The 21513-nt window shown below is 61.6% G+C and carries 22 protein-coding genes; 11 read left to right on the top strand and 11 right to left on the bottom strand.

Annotation, left to right across the window (positions count from 1 at the left end; translation table 11 throughout):
* Positions 1-24: 24 nt before the first annotated feature.
* From KBF66_RS03970 to KBF66_RS03945, 6 genes are all read right to left on the bottom strand, one after another.
* Entirely contained in the window at positions 25-1527 is a 1503-nt protein-coding gene (locus KBF66_RS03970) for a tripartite tricarboxylate transporter permease (RefSeq protein ID WP_296652544.1), read from the bottom strand.
* Positions 1527-1973: a tripartite tricarboxylate transporter TctB family protein gene (locus KBF66_RS03965; protein WP_296652539.1), complete on the bottom strand. Its 447-nt coding sequence runs from the start codon at positions 1971-1973 to the stop codon at positions 1527-1529. Before KBF66_RS03965 ends, KBF66_RS03970 begins: the two co-directional genes overlap by 1 nt.
* A 58-nt stretch (positions 1974-2031) precedes the next feature.
* Positions 2032-2970 carry a tripartite tricarboxylate transporter substrate binding protein gene (locus KBF66_RS03960; RefSeq protein WP_296652592.1) on the bottom strand — a complete coding sequence of 313 codons (939 nt, stop codon included), beginning with the start codon at positions 2968-2970 and terminating at the stop codon, positions 2032-2034.
* A 196-nt stretch (positions 2971-3166) separates the two neighbouring features.
* Positions 3167-4564 carry a sensor histidine kinase gene (locus tag KBF66_RS03955; RefSeq protein WP_296652536.1) on the bottom strand — a complete coding sequence of 466 codons (1398 nt, stop codon included), beginning with the start codon at positions 4562-4564 and terminating at the stop codon, positions 3167-3169.
* On the bottom strand, positions 4561-5229 hold the full coding sequence (locus KBF66_RS03950; RefSeq protein ID WP_296652533.1) for a response regulator: 669 nt from the start codon (positions 5227-5229) through the stop codon (positions 4561-4563). The genes KBF66_RS03955 and KBF66_RS03950 overlap by 4 nt, the downstream gene beginning before the upstream one ends.
* Positions 5230-5307: 78 nt before the next feature.
* Positions 5308-6372 carry an AbrB family transcriptional regulator gene (locus tag KBF66_RS03945; protein ID WP_296652530.1) on the bottom strand — a complete coding sequence of 355 codons (1065 nt, stop codon included), beginning with the start codon at positions 6370-6372 and terminating at the stop codon, positions 5308-5310.
* Positions 6373-6530: 158 nt separating this feature from the next.
* Here KBF66_RS03945 and glcE point away from each other — a divergent pair, with 158 nt between their 5' ends.
* From glcE to KBF66_RS03930, 3 genes are read left to right on the top strand one after another with little or no spacing between them, the layout of a single operon-like run.
* Positions 6531-7658: a glycolate oxidase subunit GlcE gene (gene glcE / locus KBF66_RS03940; protein WP_296652528.1), complete on the top strand. Its 1128-nt coding sequence runs from the start codon at positions 6531-6533 to the stop codon at positions 7656-7658.
* Positions 7659-7680: 22 nt separating this feature from the next.
* A complete protein-coding gene (glcF, locus tag KBF66_RS03935; RefSeq protein ID WP_296652525.1) occupies positions 7681-8934 on the top strand; it encodes a glycolate oxidase subunit GlcF in 1254 nt (417 codons plus the stop codon).
* 23 nt (positions 8935-8957) lie between these two features.
* Complete coding sequence (locus KBF66_RS03930) at positions 8958-9536, top strand: DUF1697 domain-containing protein (RefSeq protein ID WP_296652521.1); 579 nt, start codon at positions 8958-8960, stop codon at positions 9534-9536.
* On the opposite strand, the gene KBF66_RS03925 is transcribed toward KBF66_RS03930, so the two are convergent.
* The 3 genes from KBF66_RS03925 to KBF66_RS03915 all read right to left on the bottom strand — a co-directional run bounded on the left by KBF66_RS03925 (position 9514) and on the right by KBF66_RS03915 (position 11005).
* Positions 9514-10212 carry a DUF2202 domain-containing protein gene (locus KBF66_RS03925; RefSeq protein ID WP_296652519.1) on the bottom strand — a complete coding sequence of 233 codons (699 nt, stop codon included), beginning with the start codon at positions 10210-10212 and terminating at the stop codon, positions 9514-9516. The genes KBF66_RS03930 and KBF66_RS03925 overlap by 23 nt on opposite strands.
* Before the next feature lie 100 nt (positions 10213-10312).
* On the bottom strand, positions 10313-10603 hold the full coding sequence (locus KBF66_RS03920; protein ID WP_296652515.1) for a hypothetical protein: 291 nt from the start codon (positions 10601-10603) through the stop codon (positions 10313-10315).
* Positions 10604-10633: 30 nt separating this feature from the next.
* Complete coding sequence (locus KBF66_RS03915; RefSeq protein ID WP_296652511.1) at positions 10634-11005, bottom strand: hypothetical protein; 372 nt, start codon at positions 11003-11005, stop codon at positions 10634-10636.
* 162 nt (positions 11006-11167) lie between these two features.
* On the opposite strand from KBF66_RS03915, the gene KBF66_RS03910 reads away from it, so the two are divergent.
* From KBF66_RS03910 to KBF66_RS03890, 5 genes are all read left to right on the top strand, one after another.
* Positions 11168-11890, top strand: coding sequence for a response regulator (locus KBF66_RS03910; protein WP_296652509.1), 723 nt, complete (start codon positions 11168-11170; stop codon positions 11888-11890).
* Entirely contained in the window at positions 11890-13227 is a 1338-nt protein-coding gene (locus KBF66_RS03905) for an ATP-binding protein (protein WP_296652507.1), read from the top strand. Before KBF66_RS03910 ends, KBF66_RS03905 begins: the two co-directional genes overlap by 1 nt.
* Before the next feature lie 56 nt (positions 13228-13283).
* The gene (locus KBF66_RS03900) at positions 13284-14342 is read left to right on the top strand and encodes a 3-deoxy-7-phosphoheptulonate synthase (protein ID WP_296652504.1); all 1059 of its coding nucleotides are present in this window, start codon (positions 13284-13286) and stop codon (positions 14340-14342) included.
* Positions 14343-14565: 223 nt separating this feature from the next.
* Positions 14566-15792 carry a histidine kinase gene (locus KBF66_RS03895; protein ID WP_296652501.1) on the top strand — a complete coding sequence of 409 codons (1227 nt, stop codon included), beginning with the start codon at positions 14566-14568 and terminating at the stop codon, positions 15790-15792.
* On the top strand, positions 15789-16538 hold the full coding sequence (locus tag KBF66_RS03890; RefSeq protein ID WP_296652498.1) for a LytTR family DNA-binding domain-containing protein: 750 nt from the start codon (positions 15789-15791) through the stop codon (positions 16536-16538). The genes KBF66_RS03895 and KBF66_RS03890 overlap by 4 nt, the downstream gene beginning before the upstream one ends.
* A 69-nt stretch (positions 16539-16607) precedes the next feature.
* On the opposite strand, the gene KBF66_RS03885 is transcribed toward KBF66_RS03890, so the two are convergent.
* Positions 16608-17096, bottom strand: coding sequence for a glutathione peroxidase (locus KBF66_RS03885; protein ID WP_296652496.1), 489 nt, complete (start codon positions 17094-17096; stop codon positions 16608-16610).
* A 203-nt stretch (positions 17097-17299) separates the two neighbouring features.
* Between KBF66_RS03885 and KBF66_RS03880 the strand changes: the two genes are divergently transcribed.
* A complete protein-coding gene (locus KBF66_RS03880; protein WP_296652494.1) occupies positions 17300-17755 on the top strand; it encodes a GNAT family N-acetyltransferase in 456 nt (151 codons plus the stop codon).
* A gap of 24 nt (positions 17756-17779) precedes the next feature.
* Here the strand turns inward: KBF66_RS03880 and lplT are convergent, their stop codons facing one another.
* Positions 17780-19063, bottom strand: coding sequence for a lysophospholipid transporter LplT (gene lplT, locus KBF66_RS03875; RefSeq protein ID WP_296652492.1), 1284 nt, complete (start codon positions 19061-19063; stop codon positions 17780-17782).
* A 123-nt stretch (positions 19064-19186) separates the two neighbouring features.
* On the opposite strand from lplT, the gene alr reads away from it, so the two are divergent.
* Both alr and KBF66_RS03865 read left to right on the top strand, forming a co-directional pair.
* Positions 19187-20293: an alanine racemase gene (gene alr, locus KBF66_RS03870; protein ID WP_296652490.1), complete on the top strand. Its 1107-nt coding sequence runs from the start codon at positions 19187-19189 to the stop codon at positions 20291-20293.
* Positions 20293-21510, top strand: a complete 1218-nt coding sequence (locus KBF66_RS03865) for an HD domain-containing protein (protein WP_296652487.1) — start codon at positions 20293-20295, stop codon at positions 21508-21510. Before alr ends, KBF66_RS03865 begins: the two co-directional genes overlap by 1 nt.
* Positions 21511-21513 lie beyond the last annotated feature (3 nt).

Genomic DNA, 21513 nt, shown 5'->3' with positions numbered 1-21513 from the left:
TGTATCGCCACTTTTTTATAGCAATCAACCCATGACAGGCTTGCGCTGGGACAGCATTCTCATGACAGGTGGAACCACCACCATGAGCACCGCACCCAACCACAGACCTTTGCAGATCGGGCTCTCGATCAGAATGCCAAGTTCACCGTTGGTGATAGACAGGGCGCGCCGCAGGTTCTGCTCCATCATGTCACCCAACACGAAGCCCAGAATCAGCGGAGCCATGGGCACGCCTTGTTTGCGCAGCAGAAAACCCACCACGCCAAAGGTCGACATCAGCATGAGGTCGAAGGTGGTCGCATGCACTGAGTAGACCCCCACCGCGCTGACAGCCAGAATGCCCGGCACCAAGGCCCAGTTGGGCAAGCGCAACACACTGGTGAACACCCTCACCATCGGGATATTGATCACCAGTAACAGTACATTGGCAACAAACATCGAGGCGATCAAGCCCCATACCAGTGTCGGGTTTTGCGAAAATAGTGCCGGGCCAGGCGTGATGTTGTAGAGCGACAGCGCGCCCACCATCACCGCCGTGGTCCCAGAGCCCGGCACCCCCAATGTCAGCATCGGCACAAACGAACCCGCTGCCGAGGCATTGTTGGCTGCTTCCGGCGCCGCCACACCACGGATGTCGCCTTCGCCAAACGTACCACCGGCACCGGCCATGCGCTTTTCGGTGGAATACGCCATGGCGCTGGCAATGGTGGCGCCCGCACCGGGCAACACGCCCACCACGAACCCCAACACAGCCGAGCGCAGAATAGTCCAGCGGGTCAGCATCATTTCCTTGAAGTTGAACAGCGATCGTCCGGTGAGCTTGAGCATGCCATCGCTGCTGTGATGCATCTCCAGCATCAGCAAAATCTCGCTGATCGAAAACACGCCAATCACCACCACAATGAACTGAATGCCGTCCGACAAATGCAGGTTATCACCGGTAAAGCGGTAGACACCTGAGTTGGAGTCCAGCCCGATGGTCGACAACGACAGTCCAATGATGGCCGCCAGCAGCGCCTTCATGGGCGCGTCTCCCATCAGCCCGGTGATACAGGCAAAAGCAAAACACATCAGCGCAAAGTACTCGGCCGGTCCAAACGCCAGTGCCCAGCGCGCCAGCAGGGGTGCAAACAGCACGATGCCGATCGTGGCGACCAGCGACCCGACGAATGAACTCCAGGCCGAAATCGACAACGCCACGCCCGCCATGCCTTTCTTGGCCATGGGGTACCCATCCAGAGCGGTCATGATGGCCCCGGCGTCACCGGGCACATTGAGCAAAATGGAAGAAATGCGTCCGCCATATTCGCAGCCCATGTATACCGCGGCGAGCAGAATCAAAGCCGTTTCCGGCGGCAGATGCAAGGCAAACGCCAGTGGCATCAATATAGCCACACCGTTGATCGGACCCAACCCGGGCAACATGCCCACCATGGTGCCAATAAAGGCACCAATGGCCGCCACCATCAGATTGGTGGGTGTCAGGGCAACACCAAAGCCGCCCAGCAAGTATTGCAATGTATCCATCAGCGGCCTCCAAAAATGAACGACAGCACACCTGTGGGCAGTACGACGTCGAGCAATTTGTCAAACAACAGGTACAGCACCAACCCCAGCCCAACACCACCAGCCAACGACTTCTTCCAGCCACCGCCAAAAGCCATACCCACGGGCAAGGCCATCACGGTGGTGGCCAGGGTGAAACCAAGCAACTGAAACAGACCCGCATAGGTGAACACAGCGGCCACCGACAGGCCGAACGGCAAGAGATGACTGCGCGGCATGGCAAATTGATGCGGCCCGGGCCGCACCACCAGCCATGCCCCGGCGGTAGCCAACAAGCCTGCCATCAACAGGGGAAACGAACTTGGCCCCACAGGTTCGTAAGAAATCGGTGCCACATAGCCGCGTGCTGCCCAGGCCATGCCTGCACCCACGACCATACACACCGCGCCCAAAATGCGGTCGCTCATGGAAGAATCTCCTGAAGTAAAAAAGACCTGGCCCGGCGGGCCAAGTCGTCAACCCGAATTACTTGGCAACGTTGAGGCCAAAATCGGCAGCCATACCGCGGTAGGCATTGACCTGCTTCTTGATGTAGGCGTCCAGTTCGGTTCCAGTCAGCGCAAATTTGAATAAACCGCGCTCACCACGCAGCTTGTTGAATTCGGGCGTTGCCATCATCTTGTTGAAGGTGTCCACCCAGACCTTGTAGTCGGCATCGCTCACTTTGGGCCCCACGTAGAAGCCGCGAACAATCGGCCACTCCACATCCATGCCTTGTTCTTTGGCGGTTGGCACGCTGGCCAATGGGCCCTCCAGACGCTTGTCGGACATGACGGCCAGCAAGCGGATCTTGGCGCCTCCCTTGATCTGCTCTTCAGCCTCGGAGGCGTCACCTGAGTACACCTGCACATGGCCGCCCTGCAGCGCGGTGATGGCTTCGCCGCCGCCTTCAAACGCCACAAAGCGCATCGACTTGGGATTCAGTCCCGCCGCACGTGCGGTGAGCGCCGCTTTCATCCAGTCCTGGCTGCCAATCGAGCCCCCTGCACCAAACACCACCTTGGTGGGGTCGGCCTTGACGGCGGCAATCAGGTCTTTGAGCGTCTTGAATGGCGAATTTTCTGCCACGATCACCGCGCCAAAGTCGCTGCCCACCGCCGATACCCAACGCACATCGTTCTCGCTGTAACGACCAAACTTGCCTTGGGCAATATTCAGCAGCGAGCCTCCTGAGTAAGCCACAATGGTGTTGGCTTCCGCCGGGCGTTGCGCAATGATGGTGTTGTAGGCCACGGCGCCAATGCCACCGGGCATGTAGGTGATGCGCATCGGATCGGTGATGTGTTTGCCTTCGAGCAGCGCCGATTGCGCCAGTTTGCAGGTCAGATCGAAGCCCCCTCCCGGTTTGGCGGCGGCAATACATTCGGTTTTGTCGAGCGGTCCAGCCTGGGCGGCGATGGACATACACGTCAACGCGATGGAACAAAGGGTTTTCTTGACGGCAAATTTCATGAGGTCTCCAGAGGTTTGAGGGTCATTCTCCTGCGTCATGGGCATACAGACCCGCCAGCAGTAAGCGCAATGTATCGAGCGCAGGCTTTCGATCGCCTTTCAGAGAAACGGCAAAAATACAAGGGAAAACCCGCACCTGCAAGGTCAGCTACGGCAATGGCAACCGGATCGTGGCGACCAGCCCACTCCCCTGCGGACCACAGCAGATCGCGAGCTGCCCACCCATGCGTTCGCTGACCGAGCGCACAATCGCCAAGCCCAGACCAGACCCAGGTTGCACGACCTGACTACCGCGAAAAAATCGATCACCCGCACGCGCCAGCTCTTCGGGCGGCATGCCGGGGCCGGTATCGGACACCGCGATCCATCCATGCTGCTCGCTGCGACCGAGTTTGACGGTGACTTGTCCACCGGCAGGCGTATAGCGGATCGCGTTGTGCAGCAAATTGGACAATGCCTCTTTCAGCAAACCTGGATGCACCGACAGCGACAAGCCCCCATCGATGGGCTCAAGACCAAGGTCGATGCCATGTGCGCGCGCCTCTGACCACCATTCACGCGTCACCTGCTCAGTCAGCGGCGTCACGTCCAGTGTTTCCAAAGCCACACTCGCACTGTCCACACGAGCCAAAGACAGCATCTGGTTAGTTTGGCGTACGGTCTCGTCAAGTTGGGCCTTGATGGCGGTCATGGCCTCTCGCTGCTGTGCCGGGTCCACCTCGCGCAGTGCAAAACCCACCTGTGTTGCCAGGGTTGTCAAGGGGGTGCGCAACTGGTGTGATGCATCGTCGACAAAGCGCTGGCGCGCCTCCATATGTTGTCGACTGCGTTCAACATGAAAGTTAATGGCCTCAACCAGGGGTCGCACATCGGCTGGAATACCTGCCGTGTCAATCGGGCGCAGATCCTGCACCGCGCGTGCCTGCAACTCACCGCGAAGACGCTCCAGCGGGCGCAGTGCCCACCCCACCGCGAGCACCACCAACCCAATGGCGATCGACAACAGCAACACATCACGCGCCAGCGACTGCAGCACCAGCGCACGGGTGAACGCTTGGCGCGACTCTAGCGTCTCAGCCACCTGAATGATCAGGCGCTGACCAACGGTCTGTCCGCCCAACGGTTGATCCAGCACGCGGGCATATGCACCAACGCGAATCGGCTCGTCAAAATACACGGCATCGCTGAACAGCGCCTGGCCGGTTACCAGCACCGCAGGTGGCGACGGCAAGTCAGCATTGCCAATTTCAACCAGACCGTTTTCGGTGCCGACCCGAAAGTACACATGCCCGCTGGCTGTCAGTTCAAAAAACTCGAGCATCCGGTACGGCAGCTCCACTGCCAAACCACCGCTGTCGGTCGAGATATTGGCGTCAATCGCCTTGATGGCGCCGAGCAGGGAGCGGTCGTAAGCCGAGTTCGCTGCATCCACTGCGGTGCGCCAGGTTTGCCATACCTCGGCCATCACCAGCAGCAGCAATCCTGGCACCAGCAGCAGCAACAGCAGCTGACGCAGACTCAGTGTGCGTAGCGCAGGCCGACTCACACGCTGTTTTCCAGCACATAACCCAAGCCGCGCAGGGTGCTGATGCGCACCGTGCTGGGTCCGAGGCGCTTGCGCAGGCGGTGCACCAGTACCTCGATGGCCTCGGGGTGCACATCCTGCTCGTCAGAAAACACCCGGTCGAGGATTTCCTGTTTGGACAGCGGCTCGCCGCTGTGCTGGATCAGCGCCAGCAGCCCGGCGTGCTCGCGCGGTGTCAGCGTCAAGGCATCGTGGCTGAGTGTGAACTGCTTGCTGTTGGGGTCGTAACTCAGCGGTCCACAGGCCAGTCGCGGGTGCTCGCTGCCGCGCGCGCGACGAATCAGCGCCAGCAGGCGCGCTTCCAGCTCGGCCAACTCAAACGGCTTGGCCAGAAAGTCGTCAGCGCCTTCGCGCAGCGTGCTGACGCGCTCCATCAGCGAGTCGCGTGCCGTCAGCACCAACACCGGCAGTCGGTGGTCGGCCTCACGCAGGTTGGCCAGCACGTCGTGCCCGTCGAGCCCGGGCAGGCCCAGATCAAGAACCAGCGCGTCGTAGCGTGTGGCCTTGAGCGACACCCGCACCATGCGTCCGTCGTTCACCCAATCCACCTGAAAGCCGCCCTGTTGCAGTGCCCGCACCAGCCAATTGGCCAATTCACTTTCGTCTTCAGCCAGCAGGATGCGCATGATCCATCAAAAAAAACAGGATTTGGTTCAGAGTTGTGCTGCGATTGTGCACGACATCGCTGAATCGATGCTCACGCCTCAACCCTTGCGGGTAGCGACAAATCTGGACACCTGCGGACCCAACACCAGCACCATCAAGAAACGGGCCAATTGCATGGCCATGACAAAACCCGCGTCCACTGCGCTGGTGGCAGCGATCACCGCCACCGAATCGGCGCCACCCGGGCTGGTCGCCAGATAGGCGCTCAAGGGGTCGATCCCGGTGAGCAACACCAGGCCCGCCGCCAGCAACAGACCCACCACCATCAGCGCCACGATGGCCGCCAGTACCTGCGGCAGTGCGACGAAGGCATGACCCAGTGTGGCACGGGTAAAACGCAGGCCGATGCTCCAGCCAATCAGGGCGTAGGCCAACACCAACGCTGGCGCCGGCAGCTCAATCACCAGCCACCCAGCCGACTGCAAGGCGGTGCCCAATAGCAGCGGCAGCACCATTGGCCCGGCCGGCAGACGCAGTCGGCGCGCCAGCAAGGCTCCGCCCAAGGCCAACAGGAGGGTCGCGGCCACATGTCCCGCGTCATGCACTGAAAACCAGGCTGCCGAGTGGCCGGAGGTCACCGTTACTGCCGGCAACCAAATTCGGGCCACCAAGGCCGCCGTGGCTGTGACCACCGCCACGCGCAGGTACTGCATAAAGGCCACCAGGCGCACATCTGCGCCATATGACTCGGCCATCAGCACCATGGCCGAGGCCGCACCCGGCGCCAAACCCCACACCGCGGTGGTACCGGGGAACACCTGGCGTCGCATCATGATCCAACCCAGTACCGCGCTGGCCAGAATGACCGCACTGGTGGCCAGTAAAAACACCGGCCAGCCAGCGGCCACTTTAGCCAGCGCAGCAGGGTTCATGCTGGCCGCCATCAGGCAACCCAGCACGCCCTGCCCCATGGCAAACCCCACCGGGGGCACAGTCAGCCGGATGTCGCGGGTTGAGAACCCAATCCCCGCTGCCATGCACCCCAACAACACGGCCGCCGGCAAATGCACGGCAGTAAACAACAGGGCCAGTCCCAAGCTGACGGGCAACAGCGCGGCCCAGGCGTAAACGGGCTGGGTGCGCAAGTGGGTAATAAGCTTCATGATCAGGGGGTGATTCTCGGCGAGACCGAGTTGAGGCCGCTTTTCACCAAGCCCGGTTCCACCGGATGGCAAATTTTATGAAACGGTGGCGTTCAAAAAATTCAAGCAACACCGCCCAAGCAGGCTCTACCATCGGTGCCTCATCAAGAGCGAGCACCATGGACGCTGCACTGCAACACCTTACTGACCAGATCAAGACCGCCGCCGCGCAAAACACCGCGTTGCGCATTGCTGGCTCCGGCAGCAAAAGCTTTTATGGCGAACCCTGTACCGGCGCGCTGCTGGACCTCAGCCGCTACTGCGGCATCACCGCTTACGAGCCCACCGAACTGGTGGTGACAGCGCGCGCCGGCACACCCTTGACCGAGCTGGAGGCGGCGCTGGCTGAAAAGGGCCAATGCCTGGCGTTTGAACCACCGCGTTTTGGCGATGGGGGAACGGTGGGCGGCATGGTGGCCGCTGGCCTGAGCGGCCCGGCGCGCGCCAGCGCCGGTGGGGTGCGCGACTATGTCTTGGGAGTGCAACTCATCAACGGCCGTGGCGAACAACTCACTTTTGGCGGCCAGGTGATGAAGAACGTCGCTGGCTACGATGTCACGCGACTGATGGTCGGCAGTCTGGGTTGCCTTGGAGTACTGACCGAGGTGTCGATCAAGGTGCTGCCGATCGCCCCGGCGCAGGCGACACTGGTCTTTGAGATCGACCAGGCCCGCGCGCTCGCCCAGTTGCACCGCTGGGGCGGCCAACCTCTGCCGCTGAATGCCAGCTGTTGGGTGCGCGACGATACCGCCGCTGGCACGCCCCAGCTGCTGTTTGTACGACTGCGCGGGGCCGCTGCTGCCGTGGACGCGGCGGTAAAAAAAATGACGCACGACCTGCCTGGCAGATTTGTCGACACGGCGCAAGCCGACGTCGACTGGGCCGCATGCCGCGACTTGCGCCTGCCGTTTTTCACCAAAACGCCAGCGGATAGCCACGCGTTGTGGCGCCTGAGCGTGCCGCAAACCACGCCCGTGCTGGACCTGCCCTGGCCGCAACTGATCGAGTGGCACGGCGGGCAGCGCTGGTTATGGACACCGCCTGACGCACTGGCACGCCTGCGTGAGGTGGCCACTGAGGCAGGCGGATTTGCTACTTTATTCAAAGCTGAAACTACATTAGATATAAGTGCTGGAGGTCGATTTCACCCTCAAAACGCAGTAACGCTGGCGATCCATCAGCGGCTGAAGACCGAGTTTGATCCGGTCGGCATCTTCAACCCCGGGCGCTTGTACCCGGGCCTTTAACACGGCCTCTCACCCAACTGCCATGCAAACCCAACTCGCACCCCGCTACCAGGGCAGCGCCGACGGCATGACCGCCGAGGCCATTTTGCGCAAATGTGTGCACTGCGGTTTTTGCACCGCGACCTGCCCCACCTACCAACTGCTCGGCGACGAGCTTGACGGCCCGCGCGGACGCATCTACCTGATGAAGCAGGTGCTCGAAGGCGTGCCACCCACACGAAAAACCCAGCAGCATCTCGACCGCTGCCTGACCTGTCGCAATTGCGAAACCACCTGCCCCAGCGGCGTGCAGTATGGCCATTTGCTCGACATTGGCCGCAAACTGGTTGACGAGCAGGTGCCACGCCCCACCAGCGAGCGGGCCCTGCGCTGGGCGCTCAAGGAAGGTTTACCGTCGTCCGCGTTTGCACCCGCCATGGCACTGGGCCAGCTGGTGCGCCCACTGCTGCCCGCCACCCTGAAGAACAAGGTGCCGGCCAAACAGGCCGCTGGCGGCTGGCCAATCCGCCAGCACAAACGCAAGGTGCTCATGCTGGCCGGCTGCGTGCAGCCCGCCATGAGCCCCAACATCAACCGCGCCAGCGCCCGGGTGTTTGACGCCGCCGGCATCGAGACGGTGCTGGCCCCCAAGGCGGGCTGCTGCGGCGCGGTGAAGTTTCACCTCAACGACCACCACGGCGGCATGGACGAGATGCGTGCCAACATCGACGCCTGGTGGCCACACATCGCGGCCGCGCCGGGCCAGGTGGCGGTGGAAGGCATTGTCATCAACGCCTCGGGCTGCGGTGCCACGGTGAAAGACTACGGCCACATTCTGCGCGACGACCCGGCCTACGCGGCCAAGGCCAAGCGTGTCAGCGCCCTCACACAAGACATCAGCGAATGGCTGCCCGAGCTGAGCCAAGCCCTGCGCGAGCGGGTCAAGGCCAGCGCCGGGCGCATCGCGTTTCATCCCCCGTGCTCGCTGCAGCACGGCATGCAACTGCGCGGAGGCGTTGAAAAATACATGGCCGAACTGGGTTTCAACATCCGGGTCACGGGCTGCGAGCCGCACCTGTGCTGCGGCTCAGCGGGCACCTACAGCGTGCTCAACCCCGAGATCGCCTACCAGCTACGCGACCGCAAGCTGAGCAACCTCGACACCACCTTTGGCACCGACAAGCCGCAGCAGATCGTGTCGGCCAACATTGGCTGCATCACCCATTTGCAAAGCGGCACCACCACGCCGGTACGGCATTGGATCGAGCTGCTTGACGAAGCACTAACACACGCTTAACGCCTCAGTTGGCCCGCCTACGCATGCCCCGTTTCGTTTTGCTGCTTCGGGGTGTCAACGTTGGCAAGGGCAAGCGCTTGCCGATGGCCGCGCTCAAGGCAATCCTTGAGGGCCTGGGCTGTACCGAGGTCAAGACAGTGCTCAACAGCGGCAATGCCGTGTTTAGCAGTCAGGAGCTGTCTGCAACTCAGCTCGCGGCGCGCATAGGTGCGGCGATTCGGGACCAACTGCAGCTAAGCCCGACGGCCATCGTCAAGTCGGCGGCTGAGCTCTCGGCCATCATTCGCGCCAATCCAATGCAGCTTCCCGCCGAAGAGCACGCAAGATTCCTTGTGGCCTTCGCACCGGACCGCCAGACACTGCAGCACCTGCACGCCATCGAGCCGCTGGTGCAGACGCCTGAGCGCTTTGTGATCGGCGATGAGGCGGCTTACCTGCACTGTCCCAACGGGCTGCTCCAAAGCAAAGCCGGCGAAGCCTTGCTGGGCAAGGCCGGCAAGGGCGTGACAACACGCAATTGGGCAACCGTCCTCAAACTCGAGGCTTTAATAACGGGTGCGGCTGATTTGAGCACTGAACCTAGCGCTCCATCGGCGTGCTGATGATGGTCTGGTAGTCGGCCAGCGCCATGTACTGGGGCACATAAATCACGCCTTGGGCCGTCAACGCGGTGACGAAGGCGCGCAGGTGGTTGCGGGACCCTTTGAGCAGACTCTGGTACACCAACACAATATCCTGATTGTCAATGTCGAGCAGTGCCTTGTTAAGGTCAATCATGTCAATTTCTTCAATCGCTGCCCCCACTTTAAGGGCCTCAACCAGTGATGGCGTTCCCGCTGCCACCAGCTGGGTATAAAGGCCCTGCAAGGTGGTGTTGGCGTAGACCCCTGCAGCCAGGGTTGAGGCTGGGTCGATGAGAGCGTACCTTGCCAGCAACTGGCGTACCGCCTCAGTATGTGTGGCCTCACTGCGAGCAATATTGCCAAACACGCGCGTCTGACCGCCCCACAGTGTGGCCAGATAGGTGTAGACATCCTGCGCCAGTTTTTCTTCCTCGCGCATAAAAACCAGCGATGCCGACTCGGCAGCACTCAGGCTCTCGATGGGCAAAATGGTCAACGAACTGCCCAGGGCGGTGCTGTCAAAGGTGCTGTTGCCCTCGGCGTCCACCAGCAAGGGTGGTCCGCTCGTCGAGCTGTCACTGTCACCACCACCACAGGCTGCCAGCGTTGCTGCCACCAACAAAGCCAGCGTGAATGATCGGATTGAGATTTTCATTGTTAACTTTCAAAGAATGCGATTGGGGTCGGGCCGACTCGGCCCGACCCACCACCCGGCACCGGTCCCGGTGACCAGGCAGGCGCGGAGTACCTGGAACTCAGTTGCCGACTGGCGTCACCAGCCCGGTGCCAGGCGTATGGATACCGCGCGGTGTGCCGGCGTTACCTTGGCGACCCACGGCCAGTGTCGGGTCGAGTAACCCGGTCCCAGGGGTGTGCAGCTGTGCCTGGGTTGCCGTGCCTGTGCCCACGCCGGCCTGACCAGCGGTGGCCGAACGGGTTTGTGCTGCAGCACCTTGGCGTGCGCCGCCAGGACCTTGTGCAAAAGCGCTTGTGCCGATGGCCAAAGTGGTGACCAATGCGATAGAGAGATAAGAGATTGATTTCATGATGACACTCCAAACAGGTTGATAAAAGGCCTAACGCCCACGGCCGGAGCCGCCCCGTCCACTGCCGCCGCCACTGCCGCCGCCTGCATTGCCAGAGCTACCTGCTCCGGTGCTACCAGCGCCGTTGCCCAGTTGCCGGCTCTCAAAGCCAGCCCCAAAGGGCAGCGCCGCTGCACCTGCATCTTCATTGCCGCCGACAACCGCGCCTTGTGTAGCCTGGGTCGGGGTGACCGACTCAAGCAGCAGCAAGGCCGGATCTGTCACCGGTGCGACGGGTTTGCGTACCGACAGGTTAAGCGGCCGCGGCAGGCTGGGGTCAGCCGCCTTGGGTGCCACCTGGCCAAACGCGCCAGTCGCTGCGGTCAGCAGCAGCAATGAGAAGATGGAAGTACGGGCTTTCATGGTGATGTTGTTTTCGGGTAGGTGTATGGTGCGTCAGGGGTGTCTCATCAGAATGTCGGTTTGGCCGCGTTGTGTATCGGTTTGTCGCAGCGTGTCATCGGCACTGCGCCTGAGCGATTACACCGCGAATAACGGCCTTAAACTGCACGCAAGGCGTATGCAATGAACTCTCTGATTTCACCTCACATTCTGGTTGTCGACGATGACCCCGACCTGCTTGAGCTGCTGCGCAGTTATCTCGGCAGCAACGGGTTCTCGGTGGCGGTGGCCGCCGACGGCGTGGCCATGCGCGCTGAGTTGGCGGCGCGCGCACCTGATGCCATCGTGCTCGACCTGATGCTGCCCGGCGAAGACGGCTTGTCGCTCACCCGGGCGCTGCGCGTCAGCTCTCAGGTCCCGATCCTGATGCTTTCGGCGCGCGGTGAAGAGCTCGACCGGGTGATTGGCCTGGAAGTGGGTGCTGACGACTACCTGGCAAAACCCTTTGGCCCGCGCGAACTGCTGGCGCGCCTGCGCGCCCTGCTGCGCCGGGGGCAAACACCGGTGGTGGTCCCCCAAAGCGCTGAGCCTGCCCTGGCGCGCTTTGGCCCCTACCAGCTCGACACGCTGGGCCACCGGCTGTTCAAGGACGGCGCTGAGCTGAGCCTGACCAGCGCCGAATACGACCTGCTGGCCGCGTTGGTGGCGCACCCCAACCGGGTGCTGTCGCGCGACACCCTGGTGGACATGCTGCGTGGCTATGACCGCGACCCGTTTGACCGCAGCATCGACAACCGGGTCACGCGCCTGCGCCGCAAGATCGAAGCCGACCCCGCCGCGCCCACCTACATCCGCACCGTGCGCGGCGAGGGCTACCTGTTCAACCCGAAAGGCAGCGACGCCTGATGCGCGGCGGGAGCCAGCAGCCCAGCCTGGCGCGCCAGAACACCGTGGCGTTGGCGCTGGCCTTTGTGGCCATGGAGCTGCTGGTGATGGCGGTGTTTGTCGGTTGGGTACTGCTGCCGCTGGCCCGGCGCTCCGCGGACGATCTGGCCGGGCTGATGGTGCTCTCGGCCCAGACCTGGGCCGAATTGCCACCGCAAACCCGCGCTGCCTTTGAGGTGGAGCTGTTCAACAAACATGCCCTGGCCTTGCGCAGCGACCCGCCAGGCCCGGCCCGCGACGAATGGCACCCACCGTACTTCTACCTGCTTGAAGACGCACTGGCGCAACGGCTGCAGCGGGCGCAGCACCTGAGCCGCGAGGCCACCGATACAGGCACCTGGTACTGGGCGCAAGTGCCGGTGGGCCAAGGGTACCTGAGCGTGGGGCTGGCAGACAACCGGGTGGATAGCCAGCCCGTTACCGCCTTTGTCGTCGCCCTGGTCGCCGGACTGGCGCTGGCGCTGGCTGTGGCGGTCTGGCTGGCACGGCGTCTGACGCGCCCGCTGGCGCGGCTCGAAGCCGCCAGCGCCGACATTGGGCAGGGCAATCTGGGCCAGCGCCTGCCCGAGACCGGGCCGCGCGAGATGGTGGCCTTGAGCCGGCGCTTTAACGCCATGGCGCAGCAGGTGCAAGACCTGCTAAGTGCCCGCACCACCCTGCTGGCCGGGGTCTCGCACGACCTGCGCACGCCGCTGGCACGCATGCGCCTCGCGCTGGAGATGCTGCGCGAGGCACCCGATGCTGCGCTGATCGACCGCATCGAGCGCGACATCACGCAGATGAACCAGCTGATTGGCGATGTATTGACGCTGGCGCGCGGTCTGGGCCAGGAGCCACCGCGCGTGCTGGACCTGGCTGAGTTTCTGCGGCAACTGGCCAGCGACTTTGACACCCCGGCGCAGCCGGTGCAGCTGGACTGCCCGGTGCGCAATGTAAGCGTGGCGGCCACCGCCTTGCAGCGGGTGCTGGGTAACCTGCTACAAAACGCGCAGCGCTACGCGCCGGGTAGCCCACTGGACCTGGTGGCCAAGCTTGAAGACGGTGCGCTGCATATGGGTGTGCTCGACCGGGGACCAGGCATTGCCGCCGAGAAGATGGAGGCCATGTTTGAGCCCTTTGTCCGCCTTGAGCACTCGCGCAGCCCAGCCACCGGTGGCGCCGGCCTGGGCCTGGCCATCGTGCGCGCCTTGGCGCGGGCCAACGGCTGGACGGTCAACCTGTCGGCCCGCCCGGGGGGTGGTCTGCAGGCCTGGGTGCGGGTGCCACCGGCACGTCCAGCTAGCCAATCACTTTCATAAATATAGCTGGTTGCGCAATTAGAATATGGGCTAGAGCCCATTTTTATCGATAAATCATGACCTTTCCCAACGCCTTCGAAAACCTCAATGTGCTGGCGCAGCAAACGCTGCTACCGCCCTCGCAACTGCACGACGCGGTGCCCGCCAACGACGCCGCCATGCGCACTGTGAGCAGTGCACGCTATACCGTCGCGCGCATTTTGCAGGGGCAGGATGCCCGGCTGATGGTGGTGGTGGGGCCATGCTCGATCCATGACACAGCGGCGGCCATGGCGTATGCGCAGCGGCTCAAGGGCTTGGCTGACGAGCTGCACAACCAGCTGTTTGTGGTGATGCGGGTGTATTTCGAAAAGCCGCGCACGACGGTCGGCTGGAAGGGCCTGATCAACGACCCGCGCATGGACGACAGCTTTCACATCGAAGAGGGCCTGCACATCGCGCGCCGCTTGCTGGTCGACCTGAATGCCATGGGCCTGCCCTGTGGCACCGAGGCGCTCGACCCGATCACGCCACAGTACCTGGGCGACCTGATTGCCTGGAGCGCCATTGGCGCACGCACCACCGAGAGCCAGACGCACCGAGAGATGGCCAGTGGGCTGTCGAGTCCGGTGGGTTTCAAAAACGGCACCGATGGCAGCCTGGATGTGGCGGTCAACGCCATGCTGTCTGCCGCGCAACCGCACACCTTTTTGGGCATCAACGGCGAAGGCCAGGTGGCGCTGACGCAAACGCGTGGCAACGCGCATGGCCACCTGATCCTGCGCGGTGGCAACCAGCCCAATTACGACTCGGTCGCGGTGGCAGAGGCCACCAGCGCTCTGCTGGCCGCCAAGCTGCCCACCAACCTCGTGGTGGACTGCAGCCACGCCAACTCGCGCAAGAATCACGCCTTGCAAAACCTGGTGCTGAAAGACGTAGTGGGACAGATCGTGGACGGCAATCGTGCCATCAAGGGCGTGATGCTCGAATCCAACCTCTTCGAGGGCAACCAGAAGCTGGCGGACCCAAAAGACTTGCGCTATGGCGTGTCGATCACCGACGCCTGCCTGGGCTGGGACGCCACCGAGGCCGGCCTGCGCGAGGCCGCAGCGCGCCTGCGCGCCCGCACACATTGAGTGTTTTCTTGAGTGATCCGGTCCAAGTGGTCAAGCCAAGGTTTGCTCCGATGATTTGAGAGAAACAGTGCCTGAATGGGTGACCGAGCAGGCGGCCATCCTCGCCAATCGTGCACCAGATCGCCAGACTCGCCATTCATCGCATTCTGGAACCGACCAACACCCGGTTTTTGTAGACTTCGGAGTTGCGAAACATCGGCATCAAAGAGCCAGGAGGTGGGTTGTGTTGAATCGACTGATCAATTGGCATCGATCGTGGGAGGATGAGATTCTGGCGGTGTTGGCCGACCCGTCACTGGCACCCAAAGCACCGCCCGGCTACCGTCGGCGTACCGCCGAAAAGCTTGCCAAAATGTCCGTCATCGAACGCCGGCAGCTGCGCGAGTTCTCGGTCGCCTACCGCGGCCGCAAGGGCTACCTGGCACTTGCCAAGTGGTTGCTGCTTTTTTGCCTGGTGGGCGCGGCCGTGCATCTGCTCGTTCCAGCCAAGTTCAGCTTGAGAGAGTCGCTCGTGCTCAGCAACCTGCTGGGCCTGTCGCTGGGTTTTGGCCTGTTCAGCGTGTGGTTCAATTACCGTCGCCTGCCACCTCCTGGCCTGCGCCCCTTCCTCGTCGCGACAGGCCTGGCTTCGCTGGGGGCTTTGACTGGTGCCAGTACGGTCGCCCTGGTGGACGGCAAGCCCATCTTCGCATCACTGGAGAAAATTGGATCCATTGTGTTGTTTGCTGGGTTTGGCGTTGGACTTGTCTTCACATTGATTCACAGCGTGGTAGCCGGGTGGCGCAACCGTGAATACGAGCTGTTGACAAGGCAACTTGAGCTGCAGGCGCAGCAAGACCGGATGGCCAGACAGCTGAGCGAGGCAAGTCTGCATTTGCTGCAAGCGCAAATCGAACCGCATTTTCTCTTCAATACGCTGGGAGCAGTGCAACAACTGGCCCAGGTGGAATGTCCGGCCGCGGCCAGTCTGACCGCCCACTTGATCACCTTCCTACGCGCCAGCCTCAGCGACATGCGCACGGACAAGGTCACGCTGGCCAGCGAATTCAGCTTGATCGAGGCGTATCTGCAAGTGATGAAAACGCGTCTGGCAGACCGGCTTGTGTTCACGCTGGAGTTGCCAGCTCATCTTGCCGAGGTCAGCATTCCGAGCATGCTGCTGCTGACGCTGGTCGAGAATTCCATCAAACATGGGATCGAGCCAGCGCTGCGCGGTGGCACCATCGAAGTTCGGGCTCAGCGACTTGATTCGGACATAGGGATACAAGTCCGGGACAGTGGTGTGGGGCTGGCCACGACCCCCGGAGTCGGTGTGGGCCTGACCAACGTTCAAGAGCGCCTGCGGCTGACCTATGGTGGCGCGGCGTCCTTCACCCTGGAACCCCAGGAACCGCAAGGCTCGATTGCAGCGATCCGATTGCCCGACACGTTGCCAGGAGTTGCTCCATGAAAACCAAAATCCTCATCGCCGAAGACGAACCTTTGATGCGCGAGCGCCTGCTGGCCATGCTGCGCGCAAGTTGGCCACAAGCGCAGGTGATCGCTGCGGCAGAGAATGGCAACGACGCCTGGGACGCCTTCCTTGAGCATGAGCCTCAAGTGGTGTTCCTCGACATTCGAATGCCGGGCTTGTCGGGACTTGAGGTAGCCGAGCGCATCGACAGCGCAGCACATATCGTGTTTGTCACGGCCTACGATCAATACGCCGTCAGCGCCTTTGAAGCGGGAGCGGTTGACTACCTGCTCAAGCCCGTGGATGCGTCGCGCCTGGAGAAAGCGGTACTTCGCCTGAAAGAAAAGCTGGCGAGCCCCCCGGCAGCATTGCAAAGCATCTTGGTTCAACTCAAAGCTGCCGTCCCTGTCCCAAAAGCGGCAAAACTTACCTGGATCAAAGCGACGGTGGGCAAACAGATCAAATTAATTGACGTCAATGAAGTACTGTTCTTCCAGTCGGACACCAAATACACGCGGGTTGTTCTGATCGACCATGAAGCCTACATCCGCACACCGATCAAGGATCTGGTGAGCGAACTGCCCGATGGACAGTTCTGGCAGATCCACCGCAGCGTCATCGTGAACGTCAAAGCCATCGCCGTTGCGCAGAGAGTCGACGCTGAGCGGATGGAAGTCGTCCTCAGACATCAGGGCGTGAGGCTACCCGTCAGTCGGGCCTTCACGCATCTGTTCAAAGAGTGAGCAGTTCGATCCGCATCGAGAACTTGCCACAGGGGTCCGGCGCACCGGCCACGATTGGGACTGTCACAGTCAGCCAATGGCCAGCGCGGCTTCGATGTCTTTGGTCAAACTCTCAGGCGAATCGGTGGGCGCGTAGCGCTTGAGCACCCCCCCATCTTTGCCGACCAGAAACTTGGTGAAGTTCCACTTGATCGACTTGCTGCCCAACAAGCCCGGCGCCTCCGCCGACAGCCATTGGTAAAGCGGATGCGCCTGAGCACCGTTGACGTCGATCTTTTCCATCATCGGGAAAGTCACGCCGTAGTTGAGCTGACAAAAGCTGGCAATCTCGTCGTTGCTACCGCTGTCTTGCGCACCGAACTGGTTGCACGGAAAACCCAGCACCACCAGACCCTGTGCCCCATAGGTTTCATGCAGTTTCTCCAGCCCGGCAAACTGCGGCGTAAACCCGCACGCACTGGCAGTGTTGACGATCAGCAGCGCTTTGCCCTTGAACTGCTTGAGCGCCACCTTTTTGCCGTCGATCGACAGCGCCTCGAAGTCATATACCGTGGTCATATCCGTTCCTTTCCAAGTCATTCACGCCAACGCAGTTTCTGCGCCACCCAATGTATGCGATCGCCTTTGGCCTTGTCGGTGCGGGGCATATTGCCCGGCCAGGTTCTGGTCAACCCAGGGGAAGGTCAAGCCCTTTTTTGCTGCCTTGCTTATAGTTGTGCTCTTCATGCCAGCAAAAACACTGAATCACCAAGGACGTCACCATGCCCGACCCCGGCTTCTCGGTTCACGACGGCTATCCACCAGACGAGACTGCCGTGGTCGACCGCGGACTGGGCGAGTCTAATGACGCTGCGGCGCCACTGCATGAAGTGCAGCCCATCTCTTGCTTCGCTCGATCCGGTGATGGGCAAGTGATCGGCGGCGCAGTGGGACGTTGGTGGGGGCAACATTGCGAACTGCAGCAGTTGTGGGTTGCTCCAGCCCACCGTCGCCAGGGGCTTGCCGTCGAGTTGATCCAGCGCTTTGAGGCCCACGCACAGCGTCACGGCTGCACCGGCTTCTACCTCGAAACCTTCAGCTTTCAGGCTCCGTCACTTTACCAATCACTGGGCTACCAGGTCGCGTATGAAAACACGGCTTATCCCCACGGCATCAGCAAGTTTCATATGGTCAAACAGCTCGGAAACGTCACGCAAAATTTATGCCCCGCTGACTGATTGGGACACGACCGTATATCAGCGTCAACCATGCGCCTTGTCATTGCGGGCGATGGCCAGCAGGCGCTCCACTTCAATGTTGTGGTCGCGGCAGTTGCGGGTATGCCAGCGCTTGATAATCCACATGAAGCCGGCAATGGTCAGACCAAACATGGTGATCGCGCCAAAGGTGGGCAAACCCAGGCCGGTGGACAAGCTGTACAGCGCCCCCAGGCCCAAAATACATGCCTGTTCGTTAAAGTTTTGCACTGCAATCGATCGGCCAGCGCCCATCAGGTTGTGCCCGCGGTGTTGCAGCAGCGCGTTCATCGGCACCACCAGAAAGCCGCCCAGCGCCCCCAACAGGATCAAAAACGGTGCGGCAATCCACACGTTGTCAATGAAGATCAGCAAAATGATCAGCAAACCCATCCCGATGCCCAGTGTGATCACGCGTGGCCCGTCTTCCAGCCGCATTCGCATCGATGCCACCACAGCACCTACCGCCATGCCAATCGCCACCACCCCTTGCAACGCAGAGGCCTGGGTCACCGAGTAGCCCAGCGCTGCCGCTGCCCAGGCCAGCACAATGAAGCGCAAATTGCCAGCCACACCCCAGATCAAGGTGGTGGCCGCCAAAGAGATCTGCCCGAGTTTGTCGCGCCAAAGCCGTGCGTTGCAGGACCAGAAGTCCGGCAGCAGTGATGCCAGGCGCTTGGGCATGGGACGCATCAGCACCCCGGTCAGTGGAATATGGGTGTTGAACCAGGCAGCCAGCAGGTAAACCAGAATGAGGACCGAAATCGCCGCCTCGGGTGCGCTGTTGATGCCGGTATCGATATATGGAAAGTCGATGGCCAGCAACTTTCTGGACAGGTGGGGTGCCACCAACTGCCCACCCAACAGCACCCCCAGGATGATGGAGCCAATCGTCAAACCTTCGATCCAGCCGTTGGCCTTGACCAGCTGCGAAGCAGGCAGCAACTCGGTGAGGATGCCGTATTTGGCCGGCGAGTAGGCTGCCGCACCCAAACCAACAATGGCATACGCCAGCAAGGGGTGGGTGCCAAACAACATGAACAGGCAACCCGCCACCTTGATGAAGTTGCTGACCAGCATGACTCTGCCTTTGGGCATGGAGTCGGCGAAAGCCCCCACAAAAGGTGCCAGCACCACGTAGAACAGCGCAAACATCGGCACCAGAGCCGCCTGTTGCCACTCTGGCGAGCGGTGGCTGCGCAGCAACTGCACAGCCGCCACAAACAGGGCATTGTCGGCAAGCGAGCTGAAAAACTGCGCTGCCATGATGGTAAAAAAACCGCGCTTCATGGATTCCTGTTGTGCCACGCCCTGTGAGGTTCCAGGCTGGTGTGATGTGTCTCCAAACTTGGTGCAGGTTATAGCACGCCCGGCAATGTCAAAATTGCACCTGTCTCATTTACCCATGTGCCTATGCCACGTCCGATTCTTGCCACTATTCACACCGCTGCGCTGCAACACAACCTGTCGCGCGCACGCCGTGCGGCGCCTGAGGCCAAGCTGTGGGCGGTTGTCAAAGCCAATGCCTACGGCCATGGCATCGAAAGGGTCTATGCCGGCTTTCGTGGTGCCGATGGTTTCGCACTGCTGGATCTGGAGGAAGCCCAGCGGGTACGCGCTCTGGGCTGGCGCGGGCCGATTTTGCTGCTCGAAGGTGTGTTCGAGATGCGCGACCTGGAACTGTGCTCACGCCTGGATCTGTGGCACGTGGTGCACTGTGATGCTCAGATGGACATGCTGTCCGCACATAAAACCAACCAGGGACATCGCGTATTCCTGAAGATGAATTCAGGCATGAATCGCCTGGGTTTTGCACCACAACGCTACCGAGCGGCCTGGACCCGATTGAATGCATTGCCGCAGGTTGAGGAAATTTCGCTGATGACACACTTCAGCGATGCCGATGGCACACGCGGCATCGAACAACAGATGCAGGTATTTGAAGCCGCCACGCACGAATTACCTGGTGAGCGCTCACTCAGCAACAGTGCCGCCACCTTGCGTCACCCTACAGCCAACCTGGCCAGCGACTGGATTCGCCCCGGCATTCTGCTCTACGGTAGTGCGCCGGACTTCGCGGACCACGACGTTGCCCACTGGGAGTTACAGCCCGGCATGACACTGTCTTCAAAATTAATCGCCATACAGTCCCTGGAAGCGGGGGCCAGCATCGGATATGGGTCGACTTTTGTGGCGGAACACCCGCTACAGATCGGTGTGGTGGCGTGCGGCTATGCCGACGGCTATCCAAGACTCTGCCCGACCGGCACCCCCATTCTGGTGGCGGGGGTACGCACCCGAACGCTGGGTCGGGTCAGCATGGACATGATCGCGGTGGACCTGACTGCACCGCTGGCCCAGGGCCAGGCCGTCGATGTCGGTACCGAAGTGACCTTGTGGGGTCGCGCCAGCCACGGCACGGTGCTGGGCATCGATGAGGTGGCCAGATCGGCTGGCACCCTGGGTTATGAGTTGATGTGTGCCCTGGCCACGCGTGTGCCGGTGGTGGTGGAGCCGTGATGGCTTATGTACCGGTTCCTTTGAATCGACTGCAAATCGGCAAACCGCTGCCAGTGGATGTGTGGACGCCGGACGGTCGCCTGCTGCTGCGCCGCGGACAGATTTTGCTGTCCCTGTCGCACCGTGACATGCTCGCCGCCCACCACGCCTGTACCACCGAGGCCGATTCCCGGGCCTGGCTGCGCAGCCTGGAACGCAGCATGCGCTCGATGCGGGCGGCGGGTGTTGATATGGCGGCAATCTCTCGCACACCCATGCCCTACGAAATTCTGGATACCGACTATCTGGAAGGCAGTGGCGTGGATGGCGGCTGGCTGGACTTGCAGGAGGTGTTGCGCAGCCTGTTGTACCAGGGTGCCGACGCTACCCAGCCACTGACGCGATTGCAGGGACTTGAAGAAAAAGCGCTGACCTTGCTGCGCCATGATCCGGACGAGGCCCTGTTTGAGTTGTTTCAGGCGCTGCCCGACCTGAACCTCGGGTATTGCGCCACCCATGCCCTGCTGGCGGGGGTGGTGTGTGCGCTGGCGGCTGAGAAAATTGCCCATCCCGAGGAAAGCCCATCGCTGCTGCTACGGTCGGCCATGGTGATGAACATTGGCATGGCACGCCCTCAAGACAGCCTGACCCGGCAGTATCGGCCGCCGGATCCCGGCCAGCGCCAGATCATCGAAGCGCACCCACCCACCAGCACCGAGATCCTGCGCGGGTTTGGCGTGTCAGACGAAGAGGTTTTGGGTGTGGTGAACTGGCACCACACCCCGGAGCTGGCACCGTTGGTGGCCGAGGACCTGACACGTCTTCGCCTGTTGAACCTGGCTGATGCCCTGATCGCGAAAATGGCCCCGCGTGTCAGTCGCCCGGCCATGGTGCCGCTGGGTGCCACCAAGATGCTGTTGCTGGAAAACGATCCCCGCACCGTGGCGCTGCGCCATGCCATCGCTGCGGTGCTGGGTTTTTACCCGCCTGGCAGCTTGGTGCAACTGGCCAATGGTGAAATTGCCGTGGTAATCAAGCGCGGCAGCCGCGCCAACACCCCACACGTGGCGAGCATCATGAATGCCAAAGGCATTGCCCTGAGCGCGTATGTCTACCACGACACTGCTCATCCTCGCAGCAACGACTATGTGGTGCGTGCGCCGGTGCCGGGCAAGTCCGTCAACATCCGCATCAGCCTGGACAAGGTACGCCGACTGCGCCAGCAGCACGGGGTCTAAAGG

The sequence above is a fragment of the Rhodoferax sp. genome (genome assembly GCF_018063565.1).
Lineage (GTDB): Bacteria > Pseudomonadota > Gammaproteobacteria > Burkholderiales > Burkholderiaceae_C > Rhodoferax.
The sequence above is the reverse complement of the archived record's forward strand: the minus strand, read 5'-3'. Positions and strand labels throughout refer to the sequence as shown.